This window comes from Paenarthrobacter sp. CM16 (assembly GCF_013179505.1).
Taxonomy (GTDB): Bacteria; Actinomycetota; Actinomycetes; order Actinomycetales; family Micrococcaceae; genus Arthrobacter.
In genome coordinates, this window is record NZ_JABMCX010000041.1 from 1 (window position 1) to 22709 (window position 22709).

Annotated in this window: 23 protein-coding genes; 14 read left to right on the plus strand and 9 right to left on the minus strand. The window is 63.5% G+C overall.

Going from position 1 to position 22709, the window contains the following annotated elements; all coding sequences use genetic code 11:
• The coding region (locus HP499_RS05405) for a PRC-barrel domain-containing protein (protein WP_172322882.1) at window positions 1–431 on the minus strand (431 nt) is incomplete at its 3' end.
• 269 nt (window positions 432–700) lie between these two features.
• Here HP499_RS05405 and HP499_RS05410 point away from each other — a divergent pair.
• The 7 genes from HP499_RS05410 (at window position 701) to HP499_RS05440 (ending at window position 7203) form a co-directional block, all read left to right on the plus strand.
• Window positions 701–1123, plus strand: coding sequence for a hypothetical protein (locus HP499_RS05410; protein WP_172322883.1), 423 nt, complete (start codon window positions 701–703; stop codon window positions 1121–1123).
• 232 nt (window positions 1124–1355) lie between these two features.
• Complete coding sequence (locus tag HP499_RS05415) at window positions 1356–2708, plus strand: MFS transporter (protein ID WP_172322884.1); 1353 nt, start codon at window positions 1356–1358, stop codon at window positions 2706–2708.
• Window positions 2708–3715, plus strand: coding sequence for a C-terminal binding protein (locus HP499_RS05420; RefSeq protein ID WP_172322885.1), 1008 nt, complete (start codon window positions 2708–2710; stop codon window positions 3713–3715). Before HP499_RS05415 ends, HP499_RS05420 begins: the two co-directional genes overlap by 1 nt.
• Window positions 3712–4782 carry a zinc-binding dehydrogenase gene (locus tag HP499_RS05425; protein WP_172322886.1) on the plus strand — a complete coding sequence of 357 codons (1071 nt, stop codon included), beginning with the start codon at window positions 3712–3714 and terminating at the stop codon, window positions 4780–4782. Before HP499_RS05420 ends, HP499_RS05425 begins: the two co-directional genes overlap by 4 nt.
• Window positions 4779–5579 carry an SDR family oxidoreductase gene (locus tag HP499_RS05430; protein ID WP_253951417.1) on the plus strand — a complete coding sequence of 267 codons (801 nt, stop codon included), beginning with the start codon at window positions 4779–4781 and terminating at the stop codon, window positions 5577–5579. Before HP499_RS05425 ends, HP499_RS05430 begins: the two co-directional genes overlap by 4 nt.
• Window positions 5576–6235, plus strand: a complete 660-nt coding sequence (locus tag HP499_RS05435; protein ID WP_172322887.1) for a bifunctional 4-hydroxy-2-oxoglutarate aldolase/2-dehydro-3-deoxy-phosphogluconate aldolase — start codon at window positions 5576–5578, stop codon at window positions 6233–6235. The genes HP499_RS05430 and HP499_RS05435 overlap by 4 nt, the downstream gene beginning before the upstream one ends.
• Entirely contained in the window at window positions 6232–7203 is a 972-nt protein-coding gene (locus HP499_RS05440) for a sugar kinase (RefSeq protein ID WP_172322888.1), read from the plus strand. Before HP499_RS05435 ends, HP499_RS05440 begins: the two co-directional genes overlap by 4 nt.
• 97 nt (window positions 7204–7300) lie before the next feature.
• On the opposite strand, the gene HP499_RS05445 is transcribed toward HP499_RS05440, so the two are convergent.
• Complete coding sequence (locus HP499_RS05445) at window positions 7301–8071, minus strand: IclR family transcriptional regulator (RefSeq protein ID WP_172322889.1); 771 nt, start codon at window positions 8069–8071, stop codon at window positions 7301–7303.
• Window positions 8072–8321: 250 nt separating this feature from the next.
• Between HP499_RS05445 and HP499_RS05450 the strand changes: the two genes are divergently transcribed.
• Window positions 8322–8945, plus strand: a complete 624-nt coding sequence (locus HP499_RS05450) for a hypothetical protein (RefSeq protein ID WP_172322890.1) — start codon at window positions 8322–8324, stop codon at window positions 8943–8945.
• 178 nt (window positions 8946–9123) lie between these two features.
• Here the strand turns inward: HP499_RS05450 and HP499_RS05455 are convergent, their stop codons facing one another.
• Complete coding sequence (locus HP499_RS05455) at window positions 9124–9582, minus strand: VOC family protein (RefSeq protein ID WP_172322891.1); 459 nt, start codon at window positions 9580–9582, stop codon at window positions 9124–9126.
• Window positions 9583–9695: 113 nt separating this feature from the next.
• Between HP499_RS05455 and HP499_RS05460 the strand changes: the two genes are divergently transcribed.
• Window positions 9696–11576 (plus strand): HNH endonuclease signature motif containing protein, encoded by a 1881-nt coding sequence (locus tag HP499_RS05460; RefSeq protein ID WP_172322892.1) that lies wholly within the window; start codon window positions 9696–9698, stop codon window positions 11574–11576.
• A gap of 117 nt (window positions 11577–11693) precedes the next feature.
• Here HP499_RS05460 and HP499_RS05465 read toward each other — a convergent pair whose 3' ends face one another.
• Window positions 11694–12881, minus strand: coding sequence for a 4-hydroxybenzoate 3-monooxygenase (locus tag HP499_RS05465; protein WP_172322893.1), 1188 nt, complete (start codon window positions 12879–12881; stop codon window positions 11694–11696).
• 117 nt (window positions 12882–12998) lie between these two features.
• Window positions 12999–13739 (minus strand): IclR family transcriptional regulator, encoded by a 741-nt coding sequence (locus tag HP499_RS05470; protein ID WP_172322894.1) that lies wholly within the window; start codon window positions 13737–13739, stop codon window positions 12999–13001.
• 179 nt (window positions 13740–13918) lie between these two features.
• Here HP499_RS05470 and HP499_RS05475 point away from each other — a divergent pair, with 179 nt between their 5' ends.
• Entirely contained in the window at window positions 13919–15187 is a 1269-nt protein-coding gene (locus tag HP499_RS05475; protein WP_172322895.1) for an aromatic acid/H+ symport family MFS transporter, read from the plus strand.
• Window positions 15188–15314: 127 nt separating this feature from the next.
• On the opposite strand, the gene HP499_RS05480 is transcribed toward HP499_RS05475, so the two are convergent.
• The 3 genes from HP499_RS05480 to HP499_RS05490 form a co-directional block, all read right to left on the minus strand.
• Complete coding sequence (locus HP499_RS05480; RefSeq protein ID WP_172322896.1) at window positions 15315–15731, minus strand: Hpt domain-containing protein; 417 nt, start codon at window positions 15729–15731, stop codon at window positions 15315–15317.
• Between the two features lie 7 nt (window positions 15732–15738).
• Window positions 15739–16257, minus strand: a complete 519-nt coding sequence (locus tag HP499_RS05485; protein ID WP_172322897.1) for a hypothetical protein — start codon at window positions 16255–16257, stop codon at window positions 15739–15741.
• 558 nt (window positions 16258–16815) lie between these two features.
• Window positions 16816–17424 carry a TasA family protein gene (locus HP499_RS05490; RefSeq protein ID WP_172322898.1) on the minus strand — a complete coding sequence of 203 codons (609 nt, stop codon included), beginning with the start codon at window positions 17422–17424 and terminating at the stop codon, window positions 16816–16818.
• 222 nt (window positions 17425–17646) lie between these two features.
• Between HP499_RS05490 and HP499_RS05495 the strand changes: the two genes are divergently transcribed.
• Complete coding sequence (locus HP499_RS05495; RefSeq protein WP_172322899.1) at window positions 17647–18402, plus strand: ZIP family metal transporter; 756 nt, start codon at window positions 17647–17649, stop codon at window positions 18400–18402.
• Between the two features lie 19 nt (window positions 18403–18421).
• Here the strand turns inward: HP499_RS05495 and HP499_RS05500 are convergent, their stop codons facing one another.
• Window positions 18422–19669, minus strand: a complete 1248-nt coding sequence (locus HP499_RS05500) for a hypothetical protein (RefSeq protein WP_172322900.1) — start codon at window positions 19667–19669, stop codon at window positions 18422–18424.
• Window positions 19670–20065: 396 nt separating this feature from the next.
• On the opposite strand from HP499_RS05500, the gene HP499_RS05505 reads away from it, so the two are divergent.
• From HP499_RS05505 to HP499_RS05515, 3 genes are all read left to right on the plus strand, one after another.
• Window positions 20066–20443 (plus strand): SHOCT domain-containing protein, encoded by a 378-nt coding sequence (locus HP499_RS05505; RefSeq protein ID WP_172322901.1) that lies wholly within the window; start codon window positions 20066–20068, stop codon window positions 20441–20443.
• Window positions 20444–20488: 45 nt separating this feature from the next.
• Window positions 20489–21553: an AI-2E family transporter gene (locus HP499_RS05510; protein WP_172322902.1), complete on the plus strand. Its 1065-nt coding sequence runs from the start codon at window positions 20489–20491 to the stop codon at window positions 21551–21553.
• A gap of 6 nt (window positions 21554–21559) precedes the next feature.
• The coding region (locus tag HP499_RS05515; RefSeq protein ID WP_172322903.1) for a phospholipase D-like domain-containing protein at window positions 21560–22709 on the plus strand (1150 nt) is incomplete at its 3' end.

Here is a 22709-nt window from a genome sequence, read left to right on the forward strand (position 1 = left end):
GTGTCTGTCGCGTCCCTGGCACCGAGGGTGTCCCGGGTGCCCACAGTATCCCGGGTTCCCACCGTTCCAGCGAAGCGTGCATCGTCATCGCGCTGGCCGCCGTAGTTTTCGCCGTCGCTGAGTCCGTAGTGGTTGTAGAGGCGACTCTCCTCGCCCGGATCAAGGTGGCCGTCTTCAGCCACCCTGGGTGCGTCCTTAATGTGGTCTTTGCTGAAGGGCACAATGACGTCGTCGCCTTCAACCGTTGCCTCCCGAAGCGGAATGAAGGATTCCGAGCTTCCGAAGAGCCCGGTCTTGACGGTAACCCAGGTGGGTTCGCCTGTGTCGTCGTCGGTGTAGAACGTGCCAATGGAGCCGACCTTGTCACCTTCTGTGGTGCGGACGTTTCCGTTGAGCCCCATCAAACGGTCAATGTTTTCCCTCGCGAGCATGATGTCTCCTTGGAATGCGGTTCTCTTGATGGATCGCCAAGCGGGCTTCATCACCTGGCATGGTTTCCGGATGCCGGAGCGGGGAGCAGATTCGACCCGCCGGCTTTAAGGAACATCAATACAATAAGCATGCTTAGTGTTTGCTTGGCAAGCCCTCTTTGGAGAATCGGTGGCGCTTGCCACACCGCGCCGCCAACCGTAGGCTCGAAGCGGAGAAATTAGTACTTGTGCCAAAGGTATCCACTCTGTCTTACCCGCCAGGGTTCATCATGTCTGCTCAGCCGGAACACTTCACCTTTCCAAGCCCAACCCACCCGCGCACTCCGCAATGCCAGTCTTGCGGCAGCAACCAGCACCTCTCCGTAGACACCATAGGCGCCCACCACGACCTCGCCTCCGGGCTGGTGGAAGTGGGTTACAACTGCGGAAGGTGCGACTCCTTCCTTGCCCATGCCGCAACCGTCGCCGACGTCGCAGATGTCCTGCATGGGTCCACAGATTCGCCCGGCCTTCTCCAGGGCGGCAACCATCAACTCCACTGCGGCGTCCCGATGCACACGGGAGCCGGGAGGCAGCACGTGCTCATGGTCGACACCACAGGCAAGTCTGTTGACCCGGAGTTGGAGGCCTACCTCAGCACCCAGGTCCTGCATTGCGACGAGTGTGGATTCCAGATGGAAATACCGGACTAGACCCGGCCTTCCAAGGGGGCGCTGACTCCAGCGCCCGCCAAGGCAAAGAGCGCACGACGGCGAGTACCGCCGTCGTGCGCTTTTTTGTGACCTTTTCCAGAAATCGCTTTCTTCCGCTTCCGGCATGCATTACATTTATCTCCAGCAGTTTTCGGGATGCCATCCCGATAATCGGAATCGATAAAGAACTGACCATTCACGGCAACCCGCCGCCACCCGCTTGGAGACAAGATTGACTGAGAACAGCGTTGTTCAGAATGCCGGTCGCCCAGACACCGGCACCCCTTCCGAGGTGAAAAACGTCCGCAGGGCCGCATGGGCCGGACTGATCGGGACTGCCCTGGAGCAGTACGACTTCGTGATCTACGGAACCGCATCCGCGATCATCTTCAACACGATCTTCTTCCCCAACGTGGATCCTGCGATCGGCATCCTTGCTGCTTTCGGCGCCTATGCCGTTGGCTTCGGCGCCAGGCCCCTGGGCGGACTCTTCTTCTCCAAGTACGGCGACCGCCTGGGCCGCAAATGGGTGCTGGTGGCAACCCTGTTCCTCATGGGAATCGCCACGTTCGCCATCGGCCTCCTGCCGACTTACGAGCAAGCCGGGCTCTGGGCTCCGGCACTCCTGGTGGCCTGCCGCTTCCTGCAGGGGTTCGGCGCCGGAGCCGAACAAGCCGGAGGCGTAGTCCTGATCGCCGAGACCGCACCCAAGGGCCAGCGTGGCAAGTACGCCTCCTTGGTCTTCGTCGGAGCAGCGGCCGGAACGGCACTTGGAGCGGTCGTCTGGATCCTGGTTCAAATGATGCCCAAGGAAGCACTGGAATCGTACGGATGGCGACTGGTCTTCTTCTCGTCAATCTTCGTGACGATCGCCGCTTACGTGATCCGCCGCAAGCTCAAGGAATCTCCCGTCTTCCAGGAACTTCAGGAAGAGGGGGCCATCGGCAAGCGGGACACTCCCGTGGCAGACGTGGTGAAGAACGGCCGTACCAACCTGTTCCGGGTGTTCTTCATGAATGTCGGCGCCAACGCCCACTCCTACCTTTTCCAGGTATTCCTTGGCTCCTACCTCATCAGCCAGCTCAAGATCGACGCAACGTTCATTCCCAAGGTCCTGCTGGTAGGCGCCCTGTTCGCCTGCGTGTCCGCCTACGTATTCGGCAACCTCTCTGACAGGTTCGGCCGCCGCTCCATGTACTTGGTGGTCACCACCTTCCTGTTCCTCTTCCCCATCCCGGCCTTCCTGCTGATCAACACGGGCAACCTGTTCCTGATCTCACTGGTGATCGTCCTGGGCTTCATTTTTGCCGCCCAGGGATCCGTAGGTGTCCAGGCTGCGTACTTCCCCGAACTCTTCGGCGCACGCTACCGCTACGCAGGTGTGGCACTCGGCCGCGAGTTCTCCTCCGTTTTCGGCGGCGGCGTTGCTCCGCTGATCTGCTCCGCGCTGGTCACGGCCTTCAGCGGATCCTGGGTCCCGGTAGCCATCTACATGATGGCCATCATGGGCATCAGTTTGTTCACCACCATCAAATCCCCGGAGACGGTCGATCGCGACCTTCTCCTTGAAGAGGACGCCAAGTAATGCAACCCCCGATCACGCCCATCAACCCGACAAAAATAGTCATCACCGACTGCGACCACGACTCGATCGACATTGAGCAGGCTGTCGCCCAAGCCGCCGGCGTCGAGCTGGTGTTGGCCCAGTGCCACAGCGAGGACGAGGTGATCGCAGCCGCTGCCGGCGCGGACGCGATTGTTGTCCAGTACGCGCCTATCACCGCCAAGGTTCTGGACGCGTTGCCAGGGCTGAAAGCGATCGGCCGTTACGGCGTCGGGGTTGACACGCTCGACGTCGAAGCCGCCACCGCGCGCGGCGTCGCCATCTGCAACGTCCCCGATTACGGCACCGAAGACGTCAGCGACCATGCAATTGCTTTGGCCGTCAGCCTGGCGCGCGGGATCACGCAGCTGGACCGCGGTGGGAGGCGGGGGGACTATTCGCTGGGGCCGGTGCAACCGTTGCACCGGATCAGCGGGCGGGTGTTCGGGGTGGTGGGCCTGGGGTTGATCGGGGCCGCCACGGGCCGTAAAGCAAAGGGACTGGGCTACCAGGTCATAGGGTCCGATCCCCTGCTGGCGCCCGGCTCTGTCACGGATGACGGGATCACTGTGGTCAGCTTCGAGGATCTTGTTGCCCATGCTGACGTGATTTCCCTGCATGTCCCGCTCAACCCGCACACGCATCACCTCATCAACGGTGACGTCCTGGACAAGGTGAAGCCCGGGGCCGTTCTGGTCAATACATGCCGCGGAGGTGTGGTGGATACGGATGCGGTAGCGGCAGCCCTGAAGGACGGGCGCCTGCACGCTGCCGGCCTGGATGTCTTCGAAGTGGAGCCCCTGCCCAGGAACAGCCCCTTGTTGGAACTGGAGAACGCGGTCCTCACACCACACGCGGCCTGGTACAGCGAGGAATCTTACGCGGAGCTCAAGCGCCGCACGGTGGAGAACGTGGTGGAGGTCTGTGCCGGGCGCACACCGCGCAACATCCTTAACGGCGAAGTGCTGACGGGGAGCGTGGCCCGATGAGCATCGAAGCCATCCCGGGAACAACCGTCAAGACCATGCGGGCAGCGGTGTGGACGGGTCCGGAGACCATTGAGTACCGGACCGTGCCGCTTCCCGAGGTGCCGGAGGGCTGGTCCTTGGTCCGGTCCGAACTGACCGGAATTTGTGGCACGGACTTCTCCATCCTGCACGGAAGCCACCCCCGCGCTGAGGCGCCCGTGGTCATGGGTCATGAAATCACCGGTGTTGTGGAAGTCGCCGCGGCGGGAGGTCCGGCGGCGGGCACCCGGGTGACCGTGGAACCCTTGATCCATTGCGGAACATGCCACCCGTGCCGGGAGGGGAACACCCATGTGTGCCGGAACCTGAAGCTGTATGGGATCGACGTTGCAGGGTCCTTGGCCGAGTACGTGGCTTTGCCCGCGGAAACCCTGATTCCGATCAGCTCAGCTGTTCCACTCCAGGAGGCAGCATTGGCTGAGCCGTTGGCCGTGGCCGTGCATGCAGTGTCCCGGTCGGGGCTGCGCGGCGGTGAGCGGGTGGTGGTTTTCGGCGCCGGACCCATAGGCATCCTGACCGCGCTTGTTGCCCGGCATGAAGGTGCCGGCAGCGTGCTGATTTCCGAACCCTCCGAAGAACGCCGTGTAGTGGCCGAGCAGCTTGGTTTCGACACTGTCGCTTCCGGCACCGACCCTGTGTCCGCGGTCATGGAAGCAACCGGCGGGGACGGCGCGGACATCGTGTTTGATTCGGCTGCGCACCCCTCGGTGGCGGCGCTGCTGCCCAAAGCCGTCCGCGTCCTGGGCACCATCGTTCTGGTGGGCGTCTACAAAAAGCCGGTGGAGGTGGATCTGCAGGCTTTGACCTTCGCGGAAAACACGGTGGTGGGAGTGCGCGTTTACACCCGCGCCGACGTCGAACGCGCAGTGAAGCTCATCGAGGGCGGCGAACTTGGGTTGGGACGGATCCCGGTGCAGGTCTTCCCCCTGGAAGAAACCCCGGCCGCGTTCACCCAGGCCATGACCGCCGGAGCGGTCCTCAAAGTATTCGTGGGCCCGGCAGGGGCGAACGGCAAGGAAGAAGAATGACTGACACCGGCATGACAGACACAGCAGCGCCTTTTGACCTGGCGGGCCCGGTTTTTGACCTGACGGGCTCGACGGCGGCCATCACCGGAGCCTCCCGGGGCATCGGCCTGGGAATCGCCGTCGGATTGATCCGAGCGGGCGCTAACATCGTTGCGCTGCAACGGGGCCCCCTCGCTCCGGAACTGGCCCAAGCCGCGGCGGAAGCCGGGGTTTCCGCTGAGGCCGTAGCCATCGACCTCTCCAGTCAGGACTCCGTCACCCGCGCCATCGAAACCACGATGGCCACGCACCGGGTGGATATCCTGGTCAACAATGCCGGCACGCAGATCCGCCATGACTCAGTGGAGTTCCCGCTGGAAGACTTCGACGCGGTCATGAACATCAATACCCGGGCGGTGTTCCAGCTCTGCCAGGGCTTCGGCAAGGCCATGGTGGAGCGCGGACACGGCAAAATTATCAATCTCGCCTCGCTCCTGAGCTTCCAGGGCGGATTGCGGGTCCCGGCCTACGCGGCTTCCAAAGGAGCCGTGGCCCAGCTGACCAAGGCGCTGTGCAATGAGTGGGCCCCACATGGGGTGAACGTCAACGCCGTCGCCCCGGGCTACATCGCAACGGACATGAACCAGGCGTTGCTGGCCGACTCCGTGCGTCATGAACAAATCTCCAACCGGATCCCGGCCGCCCGGTGGGGCTCAGGAAACGACCTCGCCGGAGCAGTGGTGTTCCTGGCATCCCCGGCAGCGGACTACGTCCACGGCGTGGTCCTTCCGGTGGACGGCGGGTGGATGGCCCGATGAGCACACGCCCTGCGCTTTCGGCGATCCTGACAGCCAACCCCGTGGTGGCCGTCATGCGCGCACAGCACGCCCGCGAGTACGCCCCCGTGATCGAGGCCTTGGTGCGCGGTGGGGTCCGCTCCATCGAGTTGACCCTCAGCACCAGAGGCGTCTTCGAGGAACTGCCCCTCCTGAGGGAACGGTTCGGTACGGACGCCGAAATCGGGGTCGGCACCATCACCACTGCGGACCAAGCGTGGCAAGCCCTCGACGGCGGAGCGGACTACCTGGTCACCCCGGCGATGGTGACCGCGGTGGTGAGCGCCGCCGTCGAGCGCGGCATCCCGGTGTTCCCGGGCGGGCTGACGCCCACCGAACTGCTGGCAGGCTGGCAAGCCGGCGCCACTGCGGTGAAACTCTTCCCGGCTTCGGCCGTGGGACCCGGGTACATCGGCCAGCTCCGCGGACCCTTCCCGGATATGCAGGTGGTACCTTCGGGCGGCATCGGGATTGACGATGCGCCGGCGTGGATCGCGGCCGGCGCTATGGCCGTCAGCCTGGGCGGGCCTCTGCTGCGGGACGCCTTCTCCGGCGGGAACCTGGCGGAACTGACCGCCAGGGCAGAAAAGCTCAGCCGGCTCGTCGCCGGGGCAGTCGAAGCGAGGGCGGCGAAATGAGTGCTCTCACCGAGGCGGCGGTCCCTACCGATGTGATCACCATGGGCGAAACCATGGCGCTGATGAAAGCCGCTACGCCCGGGCCCCTGGCCCACGCAGGTTCCCTGGGGTTGGGCATGGGCGGGGCGGAGACCAACTTCGCCATCGCCCTCAAGCGCCTGGGCACCAGCGTGACCTGGCTCGGGCGGGTGGGGCAGGACAGCCTCGGCGACCTCGTACTCCGAGAGGTAGCTGCCGAAGGCGTGAACACCCTGGGCATCCGCGACGCCGAGGCCCCCACGGGTCTGATGATCAAGGAACGCCGCACCCTGGAACACCTCAAGGTCTGGTACTACCGCTCAGGCAGCGCCGGCTCGCGGTTGGCTCCGGAGGACGTCCCGGCGAATGCCGTCCGGAAGGCGAAGCTGCTACACCTGACCGGGATCACGCCCGCCCTCTCCGAATCGGCGCGTGAAGCCGCACAGTATGCAGTGTCCGTGGCGCGCGAAGCCGGGGTGACCGTCTCCTTCGACCTGAACTACCGCGCTGCGCTGTGGACAGAGGACCAGGCAGGGCCGGTCTTCCGGGCGTTCATTGAACAGGCGGACATCGTGTTCGCCGGCGATGACGAAGCGGGGATCGCCGTGGGTCACGGCTCGGAATCCCTTGAGCTCGCCCACAGGATCGCAGCCATGGGACCAGGGCAGGTAGTGATTAAGAACGGGCCGCAGGGCTGCGTGGCTGTCATCAACGGCACCGAATACCGTCAGGAGGCAGTGCGCATCAACGCCGTGGACACTGTGGGGGCTGGAGACGCTTTCGTGGCCGGATACATCTCCGACCTCCTCGCTGGAGCCCCGGTGGAAGACCGGCTGCGCACCGGGGTGAGAACAGGCGCCTTTGCCTGCCTCGTCACGGGAGACTGGGAAGGCATGCCACAACGACACGAGCTGGGATTACTGGACGCTACCGACCCCGTGGCCCGCTAGATCCTTCCGGGGTCTGCCGCTGCTGTGTCAGCCTGGCTGGGTCGGGGCGCGGCTGGGTTGTGGCGCGGCTGGGTCGGGGCCGTTGATCAACAGGGGCCTAGATCCACGCCCTCTCAAACCCCGGCGGCAAGCAACTGGTGAGCTCGGGCTGGAACTTCTGCAGCAACGCAACCAGGGATTGGACGCGCTCGGGGTTCATATGGACGCTGGGGGCGGAGACCGACACTGCGGCAGCCATGGCTCCGCTCAAATCAGGTATCCCGATGGCAAGGCACGTGATCCCCAGTTCGTTCTCCTGGTCATCCATGGCGTAGCCGTTGTGCTTGGCCTCATGCAAGGCGGAAAGGAATTCTTCCACGGTCCTGATGGAGAGCGGCGTCGGGGTGATGGCGTGGTTGAAGGCCTTGACCGCTTGGGCGTCGTCCTTCTCGGCCAGCAGCACTTTGCCCAACGCCGTGGTCTGGGCCTTCCGGCGAACGCCCGGATACGAGGTCATCTCGAACCCGCGGTGTCCGCGGGCCTTGGCCAGGTACACCACTTCGTCCCCGGACAGTATCCCCAAGTGGGTGGCATCCTGGGTGATTCGGGCAATATCGGACAGGATCTGCTGCACGGCCCCCGGCAGATCGATGCTGGTTTGCGCTTGGGTCCCCAATTCCAGGAGCTTGACGCCCAGATGGTAGCTGCGGTCCTCCGCCTGGCTCAGGTACTTGGCTCCCACCAGGGAGGTCAGCATCCTGTGGGTGGCCGATCGGCTGAGTCCTGCGGCTTTGGTGATGTCCTCAAGCCGATGGTTGCCGGCCGCTACGTGGTCGATCAGGCTGAGTCCTCGTTCGAGTGTCCGGGCTCCGGCGGTGCTGGCTTCCATATCTCCAATTCTCCCACGAAACAGACACTCGTCCCTATATATGGAAAGTCCCCGGACAGCGGTGAGACTCTTCGGTGCGTACTGACCGCGAACAACGCACGACGGCGACCTGCCGCCGTCGTGCGGATCGTCACCTGACTACTTGCGCCGATGGCCCCGTCCGCCAATTTAGTAAGGATGCTTGCTTTCTTGCCGAAGGTGGTGTTTTGCTTGATTTACCAACGTTCAGGCACCCGGACTAGGAGCTGACATGGTCTATGAAGACAGCGCGGGTTCAAGCACTCCCAAAGCCCGCAGGAATGAAGTCGTCAATGCGGAAAAGGAACGCTTTGGGGGCATTAAATGGGGTTCGGCCTTCTTTGGCTGGTTAACGGCCATCGGGATGACGGTCCTGCTCAGCGCCTTGGCTACCGCCATCGGCGTGGGCGTGGGGGCGGCGAATCCATCCGGCGCCGAGCAAACTGCGGATCAGGCCCAGCAGAACCCGGAAACCCTGGGTATTGTCAGCGGAATCGTGCTGGCAGTCGTCTTGTTCCTGGCCTATTACTGCGGAGGGTACGTCGCGGGTCGCATGGCCCGATTCGATGGAGCGAAGCAAGGGCTCGCCGTGTGGCTATGGGGCATCATCATCGCCATCGTCGTGGCGATCCTCGCCGCGGTGGCAGGTAACCAATTCAACATCCTCGACAACCTCAACGGCGCCCCGCAGATTCCTATCGACGGAAGCCTGATGACCGCCAGCGGCATCATCGGCCTTGTGATCGCCTTGATCGTTCCCCTCCTCGGCGCCATCGTCGGCGGCAAGGCCGGCATGCGCTTCCACCGAAAAGTGGATCAAGCAGGCATCGATCACCAGAGCGGGGTCGTCGGTTAGGCCTCACCTACAGTGAGTATCGCCAAAGACGAGACAAGCGCACGACGGCGACCTCCCGCCGTCGTGCGCTTCAGGCCACCGTGCCTGGAGACCGCAGCGGGGCGCGGCGGGGGCAACATGGCGCGGCTGGGCGATATGGCGCGGCGAGGCAGCACTGCTCGGCTGAGGCAACACGGGGTCAAGGGCTTGTGAAACCGGGCTTCGAGCTGCGTTCCTCGAGGGATTCGAGCTCCTGAAACAGCGTGATCTGGAGACCATCGGGTGCTTCGAGCCGGGAATTCAGCGACTTCCAGGGGGTCTCCCTGGGTTCAGCAATCACGGTGCCGCCGGCTTCCACCAAGTCCTTGGTGGCCGCGGCGGAATCATCCACTTCAAAGGCGATCCGGATCTTGGCGCTGGGCTTGCCGTCCGCCTCAATCCTGTCAATCATCCGCACTTGGGCGGGGTTGGCGATCTCGAGGGTAGCCCGGCCGGCTTCCAGGATGGTGACCCTGGCGTCCCCATCTCCTTCGAAAGCAGCTTGCTCGGGCAGGCCCAGGGCGTCACGGAAAAATGTCAACGCGGCATCGTAATCCTCAGCCTCTACGACAAGGCGCAACTGCCGGACCGGTGTTTTTGGACTCGGGTTAATAGTCATGTTTTACGGTAGATCCTGAGCCGCTATTTCCTCGACACCATGAGCAGCGGCGGTTTTCCACATAGCGTCGTTGAGGGCTTATAGCGGTTGGGTCCCCGTGACAGGCTTGATTTATGGAAGGCACAGGGCAGATCGTGGAGCGGCGGGCAAGTTCGTCCGGCGCCAGTGAGGTGCCGGCGCACGTTCCGCTTTTCTCGCTCGATGTGCCTGTCCGAACTTCTGCACACGAATTCCCGACGCCGGCAGGCATCACCCCGGATGCGTCCCGGGACGCTGGGCGACCCTTCGTGCCCGACTCCCCGTCCATGCCCCGGGAACCTTTGGAAGGGGTAGCGCCCGCGGCGCTGGCGACTTCTCAGGAATCCGCGGCCGATGAGGTGCCGCGCGCGTTGACCCCGCACCCATGGTCGTCGAGTGTTCCATCCATGGAAGCGGCGCTTATCGGGGGCGCTGCCGCAGTGGACGTGTTGCGTTCGATGGCGGCAGATGAAGTCCGACTGCTCGGTTTTGTCGAGGCGGCTGACTTTGCGGGCAAGGTTGAGAAGATCGCCCGCTCCTTGGAGTACTTGCAGGTTGTTGCGGCGCAGGCGGTGGAACGGGCCCGGGCGGAGGCGCTACAGGCCAGTCCGGGGTCCTCGGCGGCTGCGTCGGAGTGGCGGACGGGCTGGACTGAAACTGTGCCGGAAACTGACGCGGGTTCCGGTACTAGCGCAGGCTTTGGTACCGGCGCGGGCTCTGGTACCGGCGCGGGCTTTGGTACTAGCGCGGGCTCTGGTTCCAACGCGGGCTCTGGTTCCGGCGGGGGTTCTGAGGCGCCGGCAGCCGGGTCCAGGGCCAGTGTTGTGGATGACGGGTACCGGGACGCGGCACAGTTCCTGCGGGCACGGTTGCGGATCGGGATCGGCGAGGCCCGGCGCAGGCTCGCCCTCGCCCCGGATGTCCTCCCCCAACCCGGCATCACCGGGCAGGACATCCCCGCCCGACGCGTGATCCTCGCCGACGCCCTGGCCTCCGGAGAACTGCCCTCCCGCTCAGCGTCGATCATCAGCAGTGCCCTGGACAAAGTCAGGAACCTCACCGACGACGCCACCATCACCCGGATGGAACACGCCCTGACCAAAACCGCGGTCGAGTCCGACCCGGACTTCGTCACCACCATGGCCAAACGCTGGACCGAATCCATCGACCAGGACGGCCCAGAACCCTCCGAGGAAGTCCTCCGCCAACACCAAGGCGCGTTCCTACGCCGCCGACGCCGCTACGGCCTGCACCACATCGAAATCTTCGCCACCGCCGAACAATACGAAACCCTCACCACCACCATGAACACCGCCACCAACCCACGCCTGACCACAGCTGGAACCGCGGCCGGCCCGGACCTTGACCGGCGCTCCCGGGCCCAGAAACTCCTGGACGGCCTCACCGGTGCCTGCAGCCTCGCCATGACCACCGGGGAACTACCCTCCAACGGCGGACTCCGACCCCAACTCACCGTCACCATCGACTACAACGAACTCTTCGATCAACTCACCCAACACACCCCGCCCGGCAATGACGCCAGGACAGGCACCGGCACCGCAACATTCCTTGGACCGATCCACCCCAACACCATCCGCAAAATAGCCTGCGACGCCGACATCATCCCCGTCCTGCTCGGCAGCGACTCCCGCGTCCTGGACATCGGCCGCACCACCCGGATCTTCCCACCCCACATCCGCAAAGCCATCACCGCCCGCGACGGTGGCTGCGCCTTCCCAGACTGCACCATGCCCGCACCCTGGTGCGAAGCCCACCACACCACCTACTGGTCCCACGGCGGCACCACTTCGACAGACAACGGCACCCTGCTCTGCAGCCACCACCACCACCTCATCCACAAAGAACAATGGCGCATCAACATGACAACCGGCGTCCCATGGTTCATCCCCCCACCCCACATCGACCCCCAACAAACACCCCGACGCAACCACCACCACACACCCCACAGAACATAAGAAATCGATGTGGGGCCAATGAGCGGGCTCCTGGGGAAACGAAAGCCCCACTCACTCACGAAGCCGGCAGCCCCCAAATCGCCAAAAGCCCGCCAAGTCCCCAGCAGCCCGGCGAGGTCAGCGTGCGGTCGGCCACCCCGTGTACGACTCTGCCAGATACGCCTTGGCATGCTCGGACGTAACCACGGAGTGGAGTTCACCGAGTTGGCGGGCACGGTCGAAGTCGTCGGCACCCGGCACCGTATGCAGCATGGATGTCATCCAGTACGAGAAGTGCTGGGCCTTCCATACGCGGTCCAAGGCGCGGTCGCTGTAGGAGTCAAGCAAAGCGGTAGAGCCGTTGGAATAGAAGGAGTCGAGGCCTTCGAAAAGCACTTTGACGTCGTGGATGGCCAGGTTGAGGCCTTTGGCCCCTGTGGGTGGAACGGTGTGCGCCGCGTCGCCGGCCAGGAAGAGGTTGCCGTGGCGCATAGGCGTGTGGACGAAGCTGCGGAATGGCAGGACCATCTTCTCCAGGACGGGCCCTTCTTTGAGCTCAAAGCCGTTGCCGTTGACGCGCTTGCGGAACTCAGTCCAGATGCGTTCGTCATCCCAGTCGGCCACCTTTTCCTTGGGGTCGCACTGGAAATACATGCGCTGCACGGTTTCAGTGCGCTGGCTGATCAGTGCGAAGCCGTTCTCCGAGTTCGCGTAGATCAGTTCGTCGGCGCTGCGCGGGGCCTCGGCCAGTATCCCGAACCATGCGAAAGGGTATTCGTGGAAGTACCATTTCCGGTTGGCCTCCGGGATTTGGAAGCGGCAGTGGCTGCGGGAACCGTCAGCACCCACCAGGAAGTCGGCTTGGATTTCGAATTCCTGGCCGTCGGCGGCCGTAAACCACACCTTCGGCTTGCCTTCGAGATCGTGAACCGTGGTGTCGGTGACGCTGTACCGGACGTCACCGCCGTCGGCTTCCCGCTTCGCTGCGAGGTCCATGAACACGTCAGTCTGCGGGTACAGCCACACGGATTCGCCAACGAGTTCCTTGAAGTTGATGCGATGACTCTCACCATTGAAGCGCAACTCAATGCCGTCGTGGCGGTCACCTTCACGCAGCACCCGGTCGGAGACCCCGGAGTCAACCAGCAGGTTGACGGTGCCGTGCTCGAGAATCCCGGCGCGGACCGTTTCCTGGATTTCCTTGCGACTGCGGATCTCAACCACTACGGACTCAATGCCCTGCCTGGCCAGCAGATGGGAGAGCATGAGGCCTGCGGGGCCAGCGCCAATGATGGCCACTTGGGTGGTGATGGGTGTGCGTGCCATTGTTGTTCCTCGCTTCGTTGCGGATCCCGGCTTACTCGGAAGCGGGATGAATCTGGATTCAGTGTGGCGCGCAGTGAGTGATTGTCGTTACATCAATTCCGTTCAACGGAAGCGACATCATTCGGCCAACCGCCGCCCTATGCCTCGGGCCGCCGTCTGGAGTGCCGGAACAAGCGCCTGCAACCGCATTTCCGCAAGCGGCACAACCACGCCTAAAGCCGCCACAGTGCGGCGCTTACCGTTCATCACCGGAACAGCGATGCCCCAGGTGTCGGAATCCACCACGCCCGCTAGTTGCGCGTAACCCTGCTGGGCGGCGTCGGCCAGCAATTGGCGCACGACGCCGGCCGTCACCTTTCCGGACGGATCCTGGAACTGCTCGAGGTACTCCGCCTGCACCTCACGTGGCTGGTGCGACATCAGGGCCAGCCCTGCCGAGGAGATATGGACGGGCATCCTTCCCGCCACCCTGGCCCGGTTCGCGACAGACCCCCTCCGCGAAAGCCGCTCCACGAACAGCGCCTCCCAGCCCTCCAGCACAGCAAGGTTTACGTTCTGGTTAAGGACCTGCTGGATATCCTCCATGAATGGCATGGCAGCCTGACGGAGGGCCAACGTGGGCGAATTTCGGTTGACGAGTTCCCAAAGGCGAAGACCCAGCCGAACAGTGCCACCAGCGCCGGAATCCAACAACCCATGCTCGGAGAGTTGGCGGACCAGCCGATGCGCCGAGGACAAAGGGAGCCCTGCCCGGTCAGCCAACTCGGTTAGCTGCAGGGAGGTCACTCCTTCCGGAAAGGCTTCGATAACCCGCACCACGCGGTCTACTACCGAGTCTCCTGATGCTGAGTTGGCCACCACGCCCTCCTTGGGTATCTGGTCGGAAAGTGACGCGGCACCAACTTGCCACCTTCCATTCAATGGTAGAACGTGTGCCACGCAACATCCTGCGGTGATACAACTCTCATAACCGACCGAACGTTCTTTGGCCTGGGGCAACCAGCCAGCGCCAACCACAATGAAGTACCGAGGACGCTATGCCAACGATGACATCTGCCCGCCGCTCCCAATGGCCTGTTTGGCTCTGTTGGCTGGCCATGGTCCTGGACGGTTTCGACCTCGTCGTCCTGGGAACTGTCATCCCCACACTGATTAAAACCGGCGATCTGGGCTTCGACGCGGTCGGAGCCACCTTTGCCGCAACCATCTCCTTGGTAGGCGTGGGCCTTGGCGCACTTTTCATCGCACCGCTTTCCGACAAATTTGGGCGCCGGAAACTCCTGATCGCCTGTGTGGCAGGCTTTTCGCTGTTCACCATCGGCATTGCCTTTGCCCCGAACGTTGCCATCTTCTCTCTGCTGCGCCTGCTGGCCGGGCTCGGTTTGGGTGCTTGCCTCCCGGCCGCCCTGGCATACATGAACGACTACGCCCCGGCCGGGACAGCCGGGAAGTCCACCACGCGGACCATGACCGGTTACCACGTGGGCGCCGTAGCCACCGCTCTGTTGGCTATTTTCATCGTTCCCAACTGGCGGCTGATGTTCATCATCGGCGGTGTGGCCGGCCTGATACTGCTGCCTTTCCTGTGGGTCAAACTGCCGGAATCGCTCCCTGAAGCAGCCCCTGCCAAGGCGGGCGAGGCCACGAAGGCAACAGCCGTCGTCGACCCCTCCACCGGTACCAAGCAAAAGACCGGTTTCCGCGACCTACTGCAGAAGCCGTATCCTCTGGTGGCCGTGGGTATTGGCATCGCATCGTTCATGGGGCTGCTGCTGGTCTACGGGCTGAATACGTGGCTGCCGCAGCTGATGGCCGCTGCCGGATATCCCGTGAGCACCGGACTGACGCTGTTGCTGGTCCTGAACGTGGGCGCCGTGGCGGGCCTTTTCCTTGCCGGGATTCTTGCCGACAAGCATGGGACCAAGAAGATCGTGCTCCTGTGGTTCGGGTTGTCGGCGGTGCTGCTGGCGATCCTGAGCGTCAAAATCCCCAACGAATTCCTGCTCAACGCGGCCGTATTCGTGACGGGAGTATTCGTCTTCAGCTCCCAGGTGCTGGTGTATGCCTGGGTCAGCCAATTGTTCCCGGCGCGGCTCCGCGGAACCGCACTGGGCTTCGCGGCAGGTGTCGGCAGGTTGGGCGCGATCGTTGGTCCTGCCGTAACGGGAACGTTGGTGGCCGCAAATATCGCCTACCCTGCAGGCTTCTATGTGTTCGCCGCCGCCGGACTGCTGGCCGTGGCCGCGCTCTTTCTGGTGCCGCACGAGGTCAAGACCGCCGACGCCACCGTGCCGGCGCACCACTAGCCGCTCCAGACTACGGAAAATCACCAGCACCGGGGTAAACCCGGCCCGATTCGATGCCCCGGATTCATGGTGCGGCAGTCCCGATCCAGGATTCCCGGTCCAGGGTCCAGGGTCCAGGGTCCAGGATTCAACGCCTCGATCCCTTGCGCAGGGACTCGTGCGCACTCCCAAGCAACTGCGGACCCGCCGCGAAGCAGCGATCAGTGGAATCCTGCAGTGCGGGGAGAGCCAAGACCGCCGAGTCGAAGTGGTCTTCCCGGATCATGGTTTCGATGGCCATGCACTGGTTCTCCGTCTCAAGGGCCCCCACCATCGCAGAGGAAATCTTGAGGCTGAGGACCGCATCCATGCTGGCATCGGCATCATGAAGCCCCAGTCCGTGGGAAATTCTGAGGATCCTGCCGGGCAGCATACTCAGGTAGTTGGAGAGAAAATTGATGGCCGGTGTTGAGTCTTCCAGCTCCTCAGCCAGTGATTGCAGCGCGCATGGCTCCAGGACGGATTCCGTCTTCTCTACGTCTGGTTCAGCACGTCCGGCCGGCATCCGCCGGTTATTCACCACTTGCTGCCTGCGGCTCTGCGGCACCTTCCAGGGCCGACTCGCCGGGCTTGGTGGTAACCGTACCGGCGGCGCAACCGAGCGTCGCGGTTGCGCGGTGGCGCGTCCCGGTGGCGCGGTGGAGCGACCCGGCTGCACCGTGGGGCGTCCCGGTTGCGCGGTGGAGTTTCGCGGTGGAGCGGTGGTGCGTCCCGGTTGCGCGGTGGAGCGACCCGGTTGCACCGTGGGGCGTCGCGGTTGCGCGGGCGTTTGCTGTGAGTGCCACTGCAGTGGATGGTTCTGCAGTGGTTCGGCGTGCAGTCAGGGGGCAGTAAGTGGTTGTCGCCGCTGCGGGCTGCTTCACAGCGACGGGCTTCAAAGCGGCGGTGGGCTCCACGCCAGACCCGAGGACGGTGGACTTCGCTCCGGACCCGACGACGGTGGGCCGGGTTACGTCGTTGACCGCCGTGGGCTTCCCTGCGGAACGCCGGCCGTGGAGGGCTGGTCCGTCAATGCTGGTGAGGGTACTCATGTCCTGGCGTTCCTTCCGGGTGTTGATCGACTTCTGTAGGGTTTTTGCAGAAAAGCCTGTGTGCCCCTGCCCTGGCTTCCTGCGGAAAATCCTCAAGTCCGACCCTGGAATTCTTGTCTGGCCTGGAATTGTTGTCGGGCCTGGAATTCTTGTCTGGCCTGGAATATTTGCTCAGGAGTATGGCTGATGCAGGAAAAATACCGGCGGACCTGATCGAGCAGGGGGGAAGCCCGACCAGGCCCGGCGGGGCTTGATGGTGTTACTAGTAGCGCCTGTAGCTGCCGCTAAGAAGCTGCGGCCAAGAAGCTGCTGACTGTGGCTTTCTGGACTAGCACCGCGGACTATGGCGCCGGGGACTATGGCACAGCCGCCGGGGCTGATCGGGCTGGGGTAGTGAATCCGATCAGACCCGGCTGCGCTATCGGCCGGCCCGGGGGGGGGTATCGGGCTGAACCCAGGGGGTTATCGGGCTGAACCCAGGGGGTTATCGGGCTGAACCCGTGGGGCTTGACGGCGTATTGCGGGAAGCTACAGGGAAGCTGCGGTGGTGCTGCGCTGTTACTTGGTGGTTTCGGTGCGCTGGGTGCCGGTGAAGGCGAAGGCGATGGTGGAGGTAGCGCCTTGGAAGTCGTTGTTCGCGGTGGTGGGGAACGCGGTGGTGACTTTGAGGTTGTCGGTCTTGGCCGAGGTCAGGGAGGTCAGGTTGTTCAGGACCTTGTTCGCGGCGATCACCGGCCCGTTGGCCAGCACGGTGGTTTTGGTGCCGGTGCAGGTGTAGGGCGCGGCGGTGCCGGTCCAGGCCACGGAGCAGTTCTCGATGGTCAGCTGCAGGCCGTGGGTGGTGTCGGTGGTGAGCAGTGATCCGGTGGCCCCGGCGGAGGTGGTGAGGGTGATGCTGTTCAGGTCCGAGTTGCCGGTGTTGGCCAAGGTGACAAGTTTTTCGATCTTGTCTCCGGGCAGCAGTCCTGCGACGGGGAGGTTCAGGGTGTTGGCTGGTCCGGGGGCGCCCAGGGCGATGGTGACGGTGCCTGCGGTCACTGCCTGGGAGGCGGAGGTGGAGGAGGTGAACGCGCCGTAGGTTCCCATGCCGGCGACGGCCGCTGCGGTGCCGACCAGTGCGACGGAGGCGAGGATTTTGCCGGAGGTGGTCTTGAGGCTGATGGCCATGGGAATCAGTGTCCTTTCGGTGGGCCACCGCGGTTCCGGCCGGCCTGTCCTTCGATGTCTGCCTCTCTGGCTGACAAGAACTACTGTGCCGGGGCTGGATCAAGAACAAATCCTGCAAACCCGCAACACTTCCTCAGGAAAAACTCAAGACTCCCGCACGCCCCCAACCCCCTATGAAAAACTGCATTGGTGCACGTGAAAAGCCAATGAAAGGGCACAAGAATGCCGATGTGGTTGCAGGCCCTGCTGTGGGGAACGCTGGCAGGCGGAGCCTTGGTCCTCGGTGCCGGAATCGCCTGGGTTTGGAAAGTCCCGCCGAAGTTCGTTTCCACGGTGATGGCCTTCGGTGCGGGGGTCCTGATTTCCGCGCTGGCCTTTGAACTGGTGGACGAGGCTGTTGAGGGCGGCGGGTTGGTTCCCACCGTGCTGGGTTTCCTTTTGGGCGCCGTGATCTTTGTGGGCTCCAACGTTCTGCTGGCACGCGCCGGCGCCAAACACCGGAAACGCTCCAGCGGACCCCAGCCCTCCGAGAAGGAGAGCCCCGGCAGCGGAACAGCCATCGCCGTTGGAGCACTCATTGACGGCATTCCTGAATCCGTGGTGCTCGGCGTCGGACTTCTGGCCGGTGGCGGTGTCAGCCCGGCCATGCTGGCCGCGGTGTTCATTTCCAATGTTCCCGAGGGCCTGTCCAGCACGGCCGGCATGAAGAAGGCCGGACGCAGCCCCGCGTACGTCTTCGGCACGTGGACCGGCATTGCAGTGTTCAGCGGACTGGCTGCGCTCATCGGTTACACGGCTTTGGAGAACGCTCCCGGGAGCGTCATTGCATTCATCACCGCAATCGCCGCCGGTGGGATCCTGGCGATGCTCGCGGACACCATGATTCCCGAGGCCTTCGAAGAGCACCACAACCTCACGGGACTGACGGCCGCCGTCGGGTTCCTCAGTGCCTTTACCATCCATCACGTGGGTGGCTAGGACTCCACCCCCAAAGGAGCTAGTGCGGCAGCAGCCCAAGCAACGGCAAGGCGACCGCCGTCGACACCGCCATGGCCGCCGTGTTGCCGATCACCGGGTGGAATCCTGCGGGTAGCCGCGCGGAAACCAGACGCGCGATGGGCGGAGCCAGGACTGCTCCCAGCACGGCCCCACCCACCATTGCGGACCACGAGCCGCCGTAAGCCAGCACGGCAGCAGGGGCCACGGACACCACGGACGCATAGGTGGCAGCCCATCCGCCGTCGCGGTACCAGCGACGCCAGAGGACCACGCCGATTCCCGAGGTCAGCGCCTGGGCGAACAGTATGTGGGGCACCAGTTCCGACCCGTACGAGGGCAACCCCGGGTTGAGTACGTACGCCACCCCCACTGCCAGAATGACACCGGCACCAGCGAGTTCGTTGGCAAAGAAATGGGTCTCGGTGAAGTCCTTGAGGACCCGTCGCACCGCCCAGCCGGCATCGCCGCGGAACTTCCGGTGAACGCTCGACGGCGGGACTCGCCGTTGTGCGGGCGGGTCCGCCACCCGCAAGGCAAGCCACGGCAACTGCCTCGCCAGCAAAAACGACACCATGCACGCAACGGACATCGCCAGGACGTTTGCCACCACCACCGGCAGGCCAAGCGGCACGGACACGGCAGGGATGAACAGCAGGGCCAACGGGGTAGTGGTTACTGCGCCCAGAACAGCGCCTGTGACGCAGGTTCTCCAGCCGCCGCCGTACATGAGGACCATAGCGGGAGCGACGCAAACAAAGGGTACGAAAGTGGGCTGCCATCCGTCGTCGAGCATCCATCCGAAGGCCAGGTTGGATATCAGCAAACTCAGCGACGCCGATGCCAGCACCCACGGCCAAAGTCCGGTCCCATAACTGAGCGAACCCGGCCAACTCCGCCCCCGTCCGCCGGCCCGCCACGCAAGTGCCGCCCCGGACAGGAGCCCGAGCGCGGCGAGTTCCGAGGCGAAGAACAAGGGCTCCGTCATGTCGCTCAGGAACCATCGGAGCGCCGGGAGCCAGGACTCGGTGGCAGCTTCCGGCCAGCCGGAGTACACCGGGCCAAGCCGCGGAGACTCTTGGGCGAGCGTGTGCAGGAGCAGTGCGAAAGCCCCCACAACAGCCACCATCCCGGATGCGCCCATAGCGACCGCTGCTGCGCCAAGATGGCGGGTTGGCTCCGGTCCTCGCCGGAACACGGCTTTGGGCGCGCGGTCAGTTGCGGAATCGGGCAAAAAAGAGTGCATCATTGGGACCCTAAAACGTGCGGTGGTGCGTGGCTTTGAGCAGCGTAACCGACCGTTTGACGCCGGGCGCAACGTCCTGGTTACGGGGAATTTGTGACCGGACCAAGCACCCGGCCGGGCACCAGCCGGCCACACTCCCCGGCCACACTCCCCAGCCACCCAGCCCGGCACCCGGCCGCGCACGGGCCGGGCACCCAGCCCGGCCACCCGTCGTCGGGCCCCAACCCCACTCACCCTTACTAGGTGATCTTTCTGCCCAATCGCTGCCGATCCCAGCCCGGTCCGGCGCCGGACGGGCCGGCCGAATCGAGAATGGTGATGTGGTCCCGCCGGGGAACGGGTCCCTTGCCGGATGACGACGGTCCTGCCCCGGGCCGAACGAACGATGGGAAAGACACCATGAACTTCTTGGAATCGTTGTGGAGCATCATTCTCGCTTTTTTCTTTGTTGCCTATTTGATCCTCCTCTTTCAGATCATTTCCGATCTTCTCCGTGACAAAGCCCTCGGCGGCGGCGTAAAAGCCCTCTGGATTCTGTGCCTGTTCGTGGCACCATTCATCTCGGCCCTGATCTACGTCATCATGCGTGGGAAAGGAATGGCGCTGCGCAGCGAAATACGCGTTCGTGAATCAGTGGAAGAAGCAGAGAATTACATCCGGGAGGTTGCCGGAGCCCCTACACCCACCCAACAAATCGAATCGGCCAAAGCCCTTCTTGCCGCAGGTGACATTACCGAGGCAGAGTACGCTCGCCTGAAGGAGCTGGCATTGGCCTGATTCGGGCGACGGTCCGTGCTTCACAAAACTGCCGAAAGGGACCGCATGACGCGATTAAAGGCATTCCCGCTGTTGGAAGGCGGACCGTTCCGATTCGGCCTGATAACGGCCTTGGGTGTCCTGGTTGCCTTGGCTTTGGGGTCCGCTGTCATAACGTTGCGGTATTCGCTGACGTTGATCTTCGCAGCCCTGTTTATCTCCCTGGGGCTGTATCCCTTGGTCCGGTGGTTGGAACGGTGGAAGCTCTCACGCGGCGGAGCCGTGCTCGCGGTGGCTGTGGGCTTCCTGGTGGTGGTGGCAATCCTGATCCGCTTTGTGGTTCCCATCTTGGTGGAAGAAGGCACAGCGCTGGTCCGGTTGCTGCCGTCCAGCTTCGACGCAGTGGGTGAACAGGAATGGTTCCGGGATGTCAACGGATCACTCGGCGGAGCCCTGACCCCGCTGCTGGAATGGCTGGAAACCTCGGCAGCGGACCCCAACGTTTGGCTGGCTATTGGCGGCGGCGCCGTGCAGGTTGGCTATAACGTGGTGAACGGGACCTTCGCCGTGGTCTTCGTTGTTGTCCTGACCCTCTATTTCGTGGCCGGACACGAGGTCATGAAATCCAGCCTTTATGCACTGGTTCCCGCGTCCCGCAGGGAATCATTTGCGGACATTTCCGAAACAATCATTGCCTCGGTGGGTAAATACCTGAGCGGAATGTCAATCCTGGCCCTGTTCAACGCAATTTTTACCTTCATCCTCCTGTCCGTGGCAGGGGTCAGATACGCGGCGGTACTTGCCGTCCTTGCCTTCCCCATCACCCTCATACCGCTGGTGGGCAGCGCGGTCAGCACCGCCATCATTACCGTGGTTTCACTCTTCACCTCACCCTCAACGGCACTCGTTGTTTTCCTCGTCATGCTGGCGTACATGCAAATTGAGGCCTATATCCTGACGCCGCGGGTGGTGGGCAAAGCCATCAGCATCCCGGGTTCCTTGGTGCTGATCGGTGCGATGGTGGGCGGGACACTGCTGGGACTGCTGGGCGCGCTGATCGCCTGCCCCACCACTGCCTCCATCCTGCTGATCATCAAAAAGGTAGTCATCCCGCAGCAGAACGCCAAGTAGCCCGGCATGCAAGGACTACTGCACGACGCCGAAGCCGTCACCTTGATCTTGTTGGCACTGCACATCGTGCTCGGTGCAATTGCCGCGGTGATGGTCTCAGCCAACCGGAAACCGTCGTCGGCCATTGCGTGGGTGTTGGCGATCATCTTCATTCCGTATCTGGGTACGGTGGCGTTCCTGCTGGTTGGGCGCGGCAAGCTCCCCAAAGCCCGGCGCGAGAAGCAACGCGCAGTCAACGAACTGATGCTGGGACGTACGCCCGGCCTTTCAGCGGTCAGCCACAGTGAGGACTGGCCCGCCTGGCTGCGTTCCGCCGTCGAACTTAACCTGAGGCTTGGGGCGCTGCCCATGGTGGGCGGCAACCGCGCCGAGCTGTTGGAGGACTATGACGGATGCTTCCACCGCATGATCGCGGACATGGATGCCGCAGAAGAATACGTGCATGTGGAGTTCTACATTCTGGCGCTGGATCCCACAACGTCCCCCTTCTTTGACGCCATGGCCAGGGCCCGCAAACGCGGTGTGGAGGTCAGGGTGCTTTTTGACCACCTGGCAGCGGTTGGCGGCCCCAAGTACAGGGACATGCTCCAGGCTTTTGACCACATGGACGTCGAATGGCACGCCATGCTGCCCCTGCGGCCCTTCAAGGGTCAATGGCAGCGCCCGGACCTGCGCAACCACCGGAAGCTGGTGGTGGTGGACGGACGCGTGGGCTACACAGGCTCGCAAAACCTGATCGATGCCTCCTACAACAAGAAGCGGAACATTCGGCGGGGCCTTCAATGGCATGAGCTGATGGTCCGCTTGGAGGGGCCGGCGGTGCGGGAACTGAACGCCGTGTTCGTCACGGACTGGTACAGCGAGTCCGGGATCCTGTTGCCGTTGGACACCTCACCGGTGGTCCTCGGATCGGAGCCGGAGCTCATTGACGCCCAGGTCCTGCCCAGCGGCCCCAGTTTCGATAACGACAACAACCTCAAGCTCTACACCACGCTCATCTACAAGGCCGAGCACCGCGTCAGCATCACCAGCCCCTACTTTGTCCCGGACGAAGCAATCCAATTGGCCATCGTCACCGCCGCCTCGCGGGGATTGAGCGTTGAGCTCTTTGTCTCGGAAGTGGGCGATCAGGCCATGGTCTACCACGCCCAGCGGT

What these genes read in the sequence shown, in the direction of transcription:
- HP499_RS05410 (WP_172322883.1), top strand. Translation starts at nt 701, where the DNA reads ATGTCTGCTCAGCCGGAACACTTCACCTTTCCAAGCCCAACCCACCCG.
- HP499_RS05420 (WP_172322885.1), top strand. Translation starts at nt 2,708, where the DNA reads ATGCAACCCCCGATCACGCCCATCAACCCGACAAAAATAGTCATCACC.
- HP499_RS05425 (WP_172322886.1), top strand. Translation starts at nt 3,712, where the DNA reads ATGAGCATCGAAGCCATCCCGGGAACAACCGTCAAGACCATGCGGGCA.
- HP499_RS05430 (WP_253951417.1), top strand. Translation starts at nt 4,779, where the DNA reads ATGACTGACACCGGCATGACAGACACAGCAGCGCCTTTTGACCTGGCG.
- HP499_RS05435 (WP_172322887.1), top strand. Translation starts at nt 5,576, where the DNA reads ATGAGCACACGCCCTGCGCTTTCGGCGATCCTGACAGCCAACCCCGTG.
- HP499_RS05440 (WP_172322888.1), top strand. Translation starts at nt 6,232, where the DNA reads ATGAGTGCTCTCACCGAGGCGGCGGTCCCTACCGATGTGATCACCATG.
- HP499_RS05445 (WP_172322889.1), bottom strand. Translation starts at nt 8,071, where the DNA reads ATGGAAGCCAGCACCGCCGGAGCCCGGACACTCGAACGAGGACTCAGC.
- HP499_RS05450 (WP_172322890.1), top strand. Translation starts at nt 8,322, where the DNA reads ATGGTCTATGAAGACAGCGCGGGTTCAAGCACTCCCAAAGCCCGCAGG.
- HP499_RS05455 (WP_172322891.1), bottom strand. Translation starts at nt 9,582, where the DNA reads ATGACTATTAACCCGAGTCCAAAAACACCGGTCCGGCAGTTGCGCCTT.
- HP499_RS05460 (WP_172322892.1), top strand. Translation starts at nt 9,696, where the DNA reads ATGGAAGGCACAGGGCAGATCGTGGAGCGGCGGGCAAGTTCGTCCGGC.
- HP499_RS05465 (WP_172322893.1), bottom strand. Translation starts at nt 12,881, where the DNA reads ATGGCACGCACACCCATCACCACCCAAGTGGCCATCATTGGCGCTGGC.
- HP499_RS05475 (WP_172322895.1), top strand. Translation starts at nt 13,919, where the DNA reads ATGCCAACGATGACATCTGCCCGCCGCTCCCAATGGCCTGTTTGGCTC.
- HP499_RS05480 (WP_172322896.1), bottom strand. Translation starts at nt 15,731, where the DNA reads ATGCCGGCCGGACGTGCTGAACCAGACGTAGAGAAGACGGAATCCGTC.
- HP499_RS05485 (WP_172322897.1), bottom strand. Translation starts at nt 16,257, where the DNA reads ATGAGTACCCTCACCAGCATTGACGGACCAGCCCTCCACGGCCGGCGT.
- HP499_RS05490 (WP_172322898.1), bottom strand. Translation starts at nt 17,424, where the DNA reads ATGGCCATCAGCCTCAAGACCACCTCCGGCAAAATCCTCGCCTCCGTC.
- HP499_RS05495 (WP_172322899.1), top strand. Translation starts at nt 17,647, where the DNA reads ATGCCGATGTGGTTGCAGGCCCTGCTGTGGGGAACGCTGGCAGGCGGA.
- HP499_RS05500 (WP_172322900.1), bottom strand. Translation starts at nt 19,669, where the DNA reads ATGATGCACTCTTTTTTGCCCGATTCCGCAACTGACCGCGCGCCCAAA.
- HP499_RS05505 (WP_172322901.1), top strand. Translation starts at nt 20,066, where the DNA reads ATGAACTTCTTGGAATCGTTGTGGAGCATCATTCTCGCTTTTTTCTTT.
- HP499_RS05510 (WP_172322902.1), top strand. Translation starts at nt 20,489, where the DNA reads ATGACGCGATTAAAGGCATTCCCGCTGTTGGAAGGCGGACCGTTCCGA.